Below are 9,727 nucleotides of genomic sequence, written 5' to 3' on the forward strand. Positions count from 1 at the left end.
CAAAGCCGTCTTGGCTTTGTTTTTTATTTTCTCCTCTATATGAGTCTTGTTGATGTATGATAGGATGGTTTTGACAATCTTTTGCAGACGGAGGACCTAGAATGAAGATTTACGGAATTTATATGGACCGCCCGCTTTCACAGGAAGAGACTGAACGGTTCATGTCTTTCATATCGCCTGAAAAACGGGAGAAATGCCGGAGATTTTATCATAAAGAAGATGCACATCGCACCCTGCTGGGAGATGTGCTTGTTCGTTCAGTCATAAGCGGGCAGTATCAGTTGGACAAATCCGATATCCGCTTTAGCACGCAGGAATACGGGAAGCCCTGCATCCCCGATCTTCCTGACGCCCATTTCAACATTTCTCATTCCGGCCGCTGGGTCATTGGTGCGTTTGATTCACAGCCCATCGGCATCGATATTGAAAAAATGAAACCGATCAGCCTTGAGATCGCCAAGCGCTTCTTTTCAAAAACAGAGTACAGCGACCTTTTAGCCAAAAACAAGGACGAGCAAACAGACTATTTTTATCATCTATGGTCAATGAAAGAAAGCTTTATCAAACAGGAGGGCAAGGGGTTATCACTACCGCTTGATTCCTTTTCAGTGCGCCTGCATCAGGACGGAGAAGTATCCATTGAGCTTCCGGACAGCCATTCCCCCTGCTATATCAAAACGTATGATGTCGATCCCGGCTACAAAATGGCTGTATGCGCCGCGCACCCTGATTTCCCTGAGGATATCACAATGGTCTCGTACGAAGCGCTTTTATAAATGGCTCATCAACAGCTTGACACCGCGATCAATATCTTCCGTTTTCACATTGGATATATTGATTTTTAATAGATTTTCTTTTTGATAACCTGATAAATAATGACGGTCTATCGCCTCAAGGTGAACCCCTTGTTTTTTCAGTCTATGAATCACTCTTGAGGCCGGTAGATCCTCAGGAAGCACCAGATGGGTGTGCATACAGGGTGCCTGGCCGCATGAAAACGTAAAGCGTCCGCTTCCCAGCTGCCTGTGGGTTTGAATGGCTTGATGAAGCCTCAGTGATCGCTCCTTATAGGAATCTCTGATTTTCTCCTTGTGCCTGCCATACATACCGCTTTTCAGATAAATCTCCAATGCCGCTTGAGAAATCATCGAACAGTCGATGTCGTTCAGCTTTTTGTACGCATGAAACGTGTCAGTCAGTGCTTCGGGCAAAACAGCCGCCCCCACGCGAAGGCCGGGAAACATCATTTTCGAGAAGCTTTTTAAATAAATGACATGTGAGGACAGGTCATATGCGTGCAGCGGATCTGCCTTTTTATTTTCCTCCAAATCACCGAGATAATCATCCTCAACGAGATAGACATCATACGCTTCTGCCAGTCTTACAAGCTCCTGTTTATCACGCTCTGACAAAGAGCAGCCAAGCGGATTATGGAAGCGGGGCATCGTATAAAAAAATTTGATCGATTCTGTTTGAAACAGCCGCTCAACCTCGGTTAAATTGAGCCCCTCTTCCGTTCGTTTCACCCCGATGGCGGGAATTCCAAGCGTCTCAAGCTGTTCGACCATCAAATGGTAGCCCGGCTGTTCAATGGCGATCTTCTCTTTCCCATTTGGAAACGGCATGGCACAAAGCAAGGATAACGCCTGCTGGACACCTGAAGTAATGAAAATGTGCCGTTCATCCGCAAATACCTGCTGATTGGCCAAGAGCTTTCGGAGTACACGGATGAGTGATGGAAGCCCCTTTGGCGTCCCATAAATAAACAAATCGTTTTTATATGTATCAATCGCTTTGTTGATGCAGTGCTGAAAATCAAGATACGGAAACACATCTGGATCCGGCGCAGATGTGGCAAAGTCGATGGGGCCAGGCTGCCCACTTTTTGATTTCCCCGTCTTTTTCACAATATAATAGCCGCTTTTCGGAACGGAATAGATAAGGTGGCGCTTTTCCAGCTCCTGCAGCGCGCGGATCACTGTGCTTTTGCTGACTTGGTAGCGGGCGGACAGCTGACGGATAGATGGAAGCCTGTCTCCTTCTTGATAGGCGGTGCTTTGCATCATCTCCTCTATCCTCGTTAATAGACACATGTATTTCTCCATGTCTTCTCCTCCTGTTTTGTACCGGTACAGTTCATTGTTTTTCTCATTGTACCGTGCTGACCGCGGCCATACAATAAAGGGAGCGACCGGCGCTGCAATTCAGGTAAAGGAGCACCTCCCATTATGGTTAAACATCAGCAAGCCTCCGCTTATATAGCGGCTGTTTTCTATTCGGTTATTATCGGTTTATCCTTTCTATTCGTAAAAATCGCACTGCAAACAGCAGAGCCGTTTGATATTCTGGCGCACCGGTTCACCATTGCGTTTGCTGCGGCCACTGTACCTGTCTTATTCGGCTGGGTAAAGCTTTCAATCCGCATAAAGGACGTCATTGCCATTTTGCCGCTCGCCCTGCTGTATCCCGCGCTATTTTTCAGCTTTCAGGCATTCGGCCTTGTGTACTCGTCCTCATCTGAAGCGGGGGTTATTCAGGCAGCCATTCCGATTTTCACGATGGTGTTTGCCGCTTATGTTTTAAAGGAACGCCCGACGTGGATGCAAAAGGGGTTCACGGTTTTATCCGTTGCCGGTGTCATGTTTATTTTTGTGATGAAAGGCGTTGACGTGGAATCAGCCAGCTTAAAAGGGTCTTTGCTGATACTGTTGTCCGCCTTGTCTTCAGCGATGTACAATACCGCTGCCAGAAAAATGACGCAGCGGTTCAAGCTGACCGAGCTTACCTACATCATGTCTGCCATCGGCTTTGTCGTCTTCAACGCCATTGCCCTTGTGCGCCACGGAGCGGCGGGAACTGTCGGCACTTATTTTCTGCCATTCCGGGAGCCCGGCTTCGTTCTCTCTATTTTGTATTTGGGCGTGCTGTCTTCACTTGTCACTTCATTCTTGTCTAACTATACGCTGTCACGGATTGAGGCGTTTAAAATGAGTGCTTTTAATCATGTATCTACTATCGTAACGATGATTGCAGGAGTGGTGATTCTAAACGAAAGCCTTGCCTGGTATCACCTTGCCGGAGCGGTTTGTATTATGATTGGCGTGCTGGGGAGCAATACCAATCTGCAGAAAAAAACAAAGCGCTCTGGTATGCCTGCAAAAAAATGAGAAATTATGCTAGACTGAAAGGAAAAACATGGTTAGAGGTGTAGGTTTACCGTATGATTCAATATGCTAGTGAAAGTATCATTCTTCCAGGAGAAATCACTTTTAAGGATGTAAGAGAAATCTTTTTTTATCAAATCGCAAAAATGTCATGCTTTTACTTTCTGTTGTGTTGCGCCATATTTGCTGCAGTTAACTTCATTAACGGATGGCCCCGTATCGTTTATGGCAGTGACGCGCTTAACTTGTTTATGAACAGTATGTTGATTATCGTGATGTCCGTTCTGTTTACACTGCTGCTTCTCCTTCTTCTATATGTGAAGTTTTCCAGAGCATACAAGAAGAACGAACGGATGAAATCCAAAAGAACATATACTGTGAATCAAGAAGGAATTCGTATAAGTTCTAAAAAATATGACCTCATTTTCAATTGGAATGAAATCACAGCTGTTTTCGAATATAAGAATATCTTTCGGATCAATACATCCAGCAGCCAATATATTGCGATACCAAAACATTTTTTTCATTCCGAAGTGGAGATGAACAGATTCAAGGAGATTATCCTTAAAAATACCGAAACAAAAAAACTCAAATTTAAAAAGGATCGGCATTGATAGTGCCGGTCCTTTTATATTGATTGATGGGTTTCTTTTGCCTTTTGTTTATCGAAAAACGGCACAAGCTCTATTACAGCCGATACACCCACAAACACGATACACACAGCAACAATCAGCAGATAATCATGAGTCATGTCAAAAAACAAACCGCCCGTATACACACTGAGAGCCCCGGCAACCTGATGGATAAAGAAATTGATGCCTAACAGCGAACCTATCAATCCTGTTTGATAGCTTTCTGAAATTGACGCCGCGGTCAGCGGGATCACGCCTGTGTAACTGAGTCCAAATAACAGGATAAAGCCAAAATACCAAAGTTCGCTGTGATGAATTCCGAGAATGGGGATGAGCAGGCAAATCAGGCTGAGCAGCCGGATGAAAAATAAGATGGATAGCATGATGCTTCTGCTGCCGAGGAGATCTGACAGCCAGCCCGCCAATAATCCGCCAATGATAATAAACGCCCCGAACGCGGCCATCATTCCGTTGACATGAGAGACATGCGCATCCTTCAGTATCGGGACGAGGTGAGCATCAATGATTCCCATCGTAAATCCGCAAGTAAACACCCCGAAGTACAGGATATGAATGAGGCGAGACTGCTTCATCACGTTCCAAAATCCCCGCCAGTCATAAGATTTTTTCACTGACTGCACTTGTGCATGTGGCGGATGCTTCATCCCGAAGGCGAGGAGCGGCAGCAGAACAGCCGCCATGACAATTCCCAAAATGGTATAGGTGTTCTGCCAGCCGGCATGGTACGGAGCCGCTGCCCAAATGGGCGAGAGAAGCAGCAAGCCCGCAGAGTTGGCATTGGTCAAAATAGCAAGCGCCAGACCTTTGTGTGTGTCAAACCAGCGGCTGATGAAATACTGGGTCGTCACGCCGACCGCACAGGAATAGCCGATCCCGCCAAGCACACCGTAAATAGCGGAAAACACATGAACATTTGGTGAATACGGAAGCACCAAAAAGCTAGCGCTGATGCAAACAGCACCCAGCGCCATAATTTTTCTGACGCTGAAACGGTCGATAAAAAAACCGACAAAAAACTGGACGATGCCGGTTGTGATCATAAAAATGCTGACAGAAACCGAGATCAGCGACCTGTCGGCATGGAAGGTATCCGCCATTGGCAGCATAAAAAATTGAAAGGAGTTTCTGAATGAGTTCATTCCGATGGCGAAAACAAACGTAAACAGCAATACAAACCATTTCATCCTGGGAGACGTGCGCATGTTTTGACCTGCCTTTATTTGAGTATTTCGACTATTATACCATGCAAAAATTGTCATTCCACACTAAAAAAGCGGAACAGCCTAAGCTGTCCGCTTTTGATCACGATTGAATGATCGGATGCTGATTCAAGATTGCAAAAATCCGTTCTGCGACTTCTTCCGTTTGTGACAGCAGGAACATGTGGCCGCCGTCAAATTGATGGAATGTGATGTCTTTTGCCCACTTCTTCCAGCCTTCCGCATCTCGCATGCATTTTTTATCATCAAGCCCGTTAAAGACATGAACAGGCGATTGGATCGGGGCCAGATCGTGAAGCACAAATTGTTCAAGCGCCCTGTAGTCCGATCGGAAGGAAGGCAGGAAAAAGGACATGACCTCCTTATTTTCAACAAGCTCTGCGGGCATTCCGCCTAATTTGATAATATGATCAAGGAATTGATCATCAGGCAGATGGGACACTTTCTTCCGCTGAATATGGGGCGGCTGTATCGCAGAAATGATAACGGCCTGTGGAAAGATGCCTTCCCGCTCAAGCTTTTGCGCCAGCCTGAAGGTGATCATGCCGCCCATACTGTGTCCGAACAGCACAAACGGCCGATCAGGGCCCAGGTTCAGTTCTTGCTTGTACAAATCCGTCAGCTCTTCGAGATCCTCAATGGCTGTCGTTTGATTCGTGCCGTGTCCCGGCGGCTCAGCAGCAAGCATCTCACACTCCCCCTGCAAAAAAGCATGGAGAGGGCGAAACGACGCTGAGTAGCCGCCGGCAAACGGAAAACAGATGAGCTGCGTTTTTTCCGACGCATCAAATGATTTGAAGAGTTGGCTCATTGGCTGTCTCCTCCTTTCATCACTTCATTTAAGAAACCGTTACGGTTTGTGTATTAAGAAATTCGAGCAAAATTACGGCATTCCTATCTAGCGTTTCGCCCTGCAGCATTTCTGCGTGTGTTCCGAAGCCTTTTTTCACACGATAAACACCTGTTGTTGCCTCTTCCCATGATGCAAGCCATTCCGGCATGTCAAAATCAGTGCCTGAAGTCAGCAGATCAATATCTGCTTTCACTTGGCCTGTGCTGATCAGGCTGACGTAGTATGAGTAAAAGGCATGTGTTTTTTGCTTAAGTCCTTGTTTGACGGCTTCGCTGTTGAGCGCTTCATTGTCCCGGTTGACATTCATCAACGCTTCGACATCACTTTCAACCGTGCGTCCGTCCAGATCACTGACACCTTGTTTTTTATAGGAATCCACCATGATGATCCGCTGAACAATACGGCCTTGTTCCTCAAGCTTTTTGGCAGCTTCAAACGCCAGGCTGCATCCTGCTGAATATCCAAACAAAGTCAAAGGCCCTTCCGGCTGAAGCTTCTGGATCAAATCCGTATAGCGGTCAAGGCGATTTTCTTCCTCAATGAAGTCAAAGGCGCACAGCTTGTATGACGGCAAGCGGTTGGCCAGGTTTTGGTACATGAGGCCATAGCCCAAGACTGGAGGAAATGCGAAAATGATCTGTTCCTGATCGGGATTCATTATCGTTACATCCTGTAATCCATCTGAGCCCCCGTTTTTCAAAAACGCTGAAATACCGGCGATTGTCGGCGCTTCAAACAAAACCTTTACCGGAAGATCAATCCCGAGCTCCTTCTTGATGCGGGAGGCGGCGGTCATTGCCTTCAAGGAATGTCCTCCGAGCACAAAGAAATCGTCATGAATGCCGACTTGTTTTCTGCCGAGAACCTCAGACCAGATTTGCGCGATTGTTTCTTCCATCTCGTTTCGCGGTCCGATCCATTCTTCCGCCAGCTGATCCTGATCAGGTTTTGGCAGCAGCCGTTTATTGACTTTCCCGTTTGTCGTTAAAGGAAGCTCATCCAAGAAAGTAAAGGTTTGCGGCACCATGTAAGCAGGAAGCTGCTTTTTCAGGTGCGCCTTTACGCCTTCAGCTGAAAGCTGCGTCCGGGTCACCAGGTAGGCGTTGATTGATGCATCGCCAGACTCAGGGCAGTCCGCAACAACGACCGCATCTTTCACTCCCGGGTATTCCTGCAGCTGCTTTTCAATTTCTTCAAGCTCAATCCGGTGTCCCCGTATTTTGACCTGATCGTCAATACGGCCGGCGTATTCAATCGTTCCATCCGGCAGCCAGCGTGCTAAATCCCCTGTGCGGTAAAGCATTTCTTTCGGCTTAAACGGGTTCTTGATAAACTTTTGCTTCGTGAGGTCAGCACGATTTACATATCCTTTTGACACGCCCATTCCGCTGATGCACAGTTCACCGATCGCCCCGAATGGCTGGAGCTGGCTTTGCTCATTCAGAATATAAATACTGGCATTGCTGATCGGCTTTCCGATCGGCAATGAGGAGATGGAATCCGGTATATCATGCACGACGTGAGCAGTCGCAAACACTGTTCCCTCAGTCGGCCCGTAGCAGTTAATCAGCTTGCCCGGCCCCATGACCCGCAGCGCTTTCCTGACGTGCGGCACAGACGCGCGCTCCCCGCCAAATAACACACAGCGAAGCCCCTTCATCCAATCCTCTCCCGCATCTGTGAGAAGATTAAACAGCGCAGTTGTGGCAAACATGACATTGACATTCTCCTGCTTGATCAGATCAGTGAGCCGCTCTGTATCAAGCAGCGTATGTTCATCTGCGATAATGAGCCGTGCCGCATTCAGTATGGAAGCGTAGAAATCAAAGGTAAATGCGTCGAAGGCGTAATTCGAAACAGATAAGAACGTATCTTTTTCAGAAAATGCCATGTAGTCTACATGCTTGACCAAACCTTGAATATTGGCATGAGTGGTCATATTGCCCTTCGGCTTTCCGGTTGTGCCCGACGTGTACATAATATATGCCGGATCATCGGGATCAATCACGGTGGCAGGATCGCTTTCCTTTTCCTCAAACCGTGTTTGATCATCGATGACGAGCGTTGTGCCTGTATACGGCAGCTGAGCCGCTTGTTCTTTCATCTCCTGATGTGTCAGCAGACAAGCTGCCGCACTGTCAGTCAGCATATACGAGATTCGGTCCTCTGGCAGCTTCGGGTCAACCGGCAGATAAGCCGCTCCCGCCTTTAATACACCGAGAATGCCGATTACCAGTTCAAGTGAGCGTTTCGTGTACAGCGCTACAACGGAGCCTTTGCCCGCACCGTGTTTTTGCAAACGGTGCGCAAGGCGGTTCGCTTCCTGATCTAATTCGCGATAAGACAGGGTCTGGCCGGAATACGTAAGCGCCGGTGCATTCGGATTGACATTCACCGCTTCCTTAAACCAATCGGTCAGAGGCTTTGTCTCATGAGTTTGAGCCGGCGGGTTTAAGCCGGTAAGCAAAAATTCTCTCTCCCTGTCGTCAACGAGGTTGATCGTGCTGACAGGCTGATCCGGATTCTGGATGAGCTGCTGAATTGCTGTGAGAAGCTGAGATTTCAAGCGCAGGATAAACGCTTCATCAAACACATTCTCATTATAAGCAAGCTTAATCAGCATCTCTTCACCTGGAGAAGCCATCAGGTTGAGATCATAATTCGACTTCTCAAAAACATGAACATCCACCATATCAAAACCGTTTTCACTGCTTTCTTCATTTTTCGCATCCTGAAGCGGATAGTTCTCAAAAACAATGATGTGGTCAATCAGTTTCGGCTGATCGGCCTGGCTTTGGATGTCATAAAGCGGCACATATTGATGCGGCTCGGACTGCAGCGATTGCTCCTGCAGCTGCTTGAGCAAGCCGGTAAATGTGATATCCTTAGACAGCTTCACACGTCTCGGGACAACGTTGATAAACAGTCCAACCATATGTTCAACGCCTTTAATTTCCGCGGGACGCCCGGAAACGACTGTACCAAACGTTAAATCGCCAGACTGCTGATAGCGGCTGATCAATACGCTCCAGACTGCCTGCAGCGCCGTGCTTAAAGTGGTATGCTGCGATTTTGCAAGCTCGGTAAAGGCCTTTGTTTCCGCCTTCGGCAATGAAAAGAGCAGCTCTTTCGGCTCATAGCCGTCCTTTTGTTTCTTTCTTTGCTCCGCAAACGTCGTTTGTCCCTCAACATCCTTTAAGTACTCGCGCCAGTAACGCAGTGATGCGTGTTTATCCTGCTTTTCAAGCCACTTGATATAGTCTTTATACGGTTTGACTGGCGGCAGGCTGTACGGCTTTTGTTCGCGCAGAGCATTGTATACTTTAAATAGATCTTGTACGACGATGCCGAAGCACCAGCCGTCCAAAATAATGTGGTGGTAGCTCCATACCCATTCAAAGCTTTCTTCAGCTTTTTTGAAAACAGCTGCCCGCATCGGAATATCCCGCGTCAAATCAAAGCCTCTGATCTTATCCTGTTCCTTGTATTCATTGATTTTGGCTGCTTGCTCGCTGTCTGTTACATGTGTCAGATCGATTTCTTCTATATGAAACTGCCGTTTTTTCAATACGACTTGGACAGGCCTTTTTACTTTTTCGTGAATGAACACGGTACGAAATACATCGTACCGGTCCATGATCACATTCATGCTTTCTTCTAGGCATTTGATATTCAAGCTGCCTTTTACTTTCATCGTGATCTGTTCAAGGTAAAAGCTTTGGCCGGGATTCAGGATGGTATGAAACATCATCCCTTCCTGCATCGGCGATAGGTAATACATATCTTGAACCTGATCCTTGCTAAATTGACTCATATGTTTCGCTCCCGCCTTCTGTA

At 47.1% G+C, this 9,727-nt stretch carries 7 protein-coding genes; 3 read left to right on the forward strand and 4 right to left on the reverse strand.

Going from position 1 to position 9,727, the window contains the following annotated elements:
• The first annotated feature begins 101 nt into the window (after positions 1–101).
• Positions 102–776, forward strand: coding sequence for a 4'-phosphopantetheinyl transferase (locus tag QA442_RS20535; protein ID WP_040084190.1), 675 nt, complete (start codon positions 102–104; stop codon positions 774–776).
• Here QA442_RS20535 and QA442_RS20540 read toward each other — a convergent pair.
• Entirely contained in the window at positions 771–2,105 is a 1,335-nt protein-coding gene (locus tag QA442_RS20540; RefSeq protein WP_095432799.1) for an aminotransferase-like domain-containing protein, read from the reverse strand. The two genes, QA442_RS20535 and QA442_RS20540, sit on opposite strands and share 6 nt — an antisense overlap.
• Before the next feature lie 123 nt (positions 2,106–2,228).
• Between QA442_RS20540 and QA442_RS20545 the strand changes: the two genes are divergently transcribed.
• Both QA442_RS20545 and QA442_RS20550 read left to right on the forward strand, forming a co-directional pair.
• On the forward strand, positions 2,229–3,167 hold the full coding sequence (locus QA442_RS20545) for a DMT family transporter (protein ID WP_095432800.1): 939 nt from the start codon (positions 2,229–2,231) through the stop codon (positions 3,165–3,167).
• Between the two features lie 53 nt (positions 3,168–3,220).
• Positions 3,221–3,778 carry a YcxB family protein gene (locus QA442_RS20550; protein WP_071581069.1) on the forward strand — a complete coding sequence of 186 codons (558 nt, stop codon included), beginning with the start codon at positions 3,221–3,223 and terminating at the stop codon, positions 3,776–3,778.
• A gap of 14 nt (positions 3,779–3,792) precedes the next feature.
• On the opposite strand, the gene QA442_RS20555 is transcribed toward QA442_RS20550, so the two are convergent.
• From QA442_RS20555 to srfAC, 3 genes are all read right to left on the reverse strand, one after another.
• Positions 3,793–5,019, reverse strand: a complete 1,227-nt coding sequence (locus QA442_RS20555; protein ID WP_279473387.1) for an MFS transporter — start codon at positions 5,017–5,019, stop codon at positions 3,793–3,795.
• A gap of 100 nt (positions 5,020–5,119) precedes the next feature.
• Positions 5,120–5,848, reverse strand: a complete 729-nt coding sequence (gene srfAD, locus QA442_RS20560) for a surfactin biosynthesis thioesterase SrfAD (protein ID WP_095432801.1) — start codon at positions 5,846–5,848, stop codon at positions 5,120–5,122.
• Between the two features lie 28 nt (positions 5,849–5,876).
• Complete coding sequence (gene srfAC, locus QA442_RS20565; RefSeq protein WP_095432802.1) at positions 5,877–9,704, reverse strand: surfactin non-ribosomal peptide synthetase SrfAC; 3,828 nt, start codon at positions 9,702–9,704, stop codon at positions 5,877–5,879.
• Positions 9,705–9,727 lie beyond the last annotated feature (23 nt).

The sequence above is a fragment of the Bacillus stercoris genome, from assembly GCF_029772985.1.
In the GTDB taxonomy this organism is placed as follows: domain Bacteria; phylum Bacillota; class Bacilli; order Bacillales; family Bacillaceae; genus Bacillus; species Bacillus stercoris.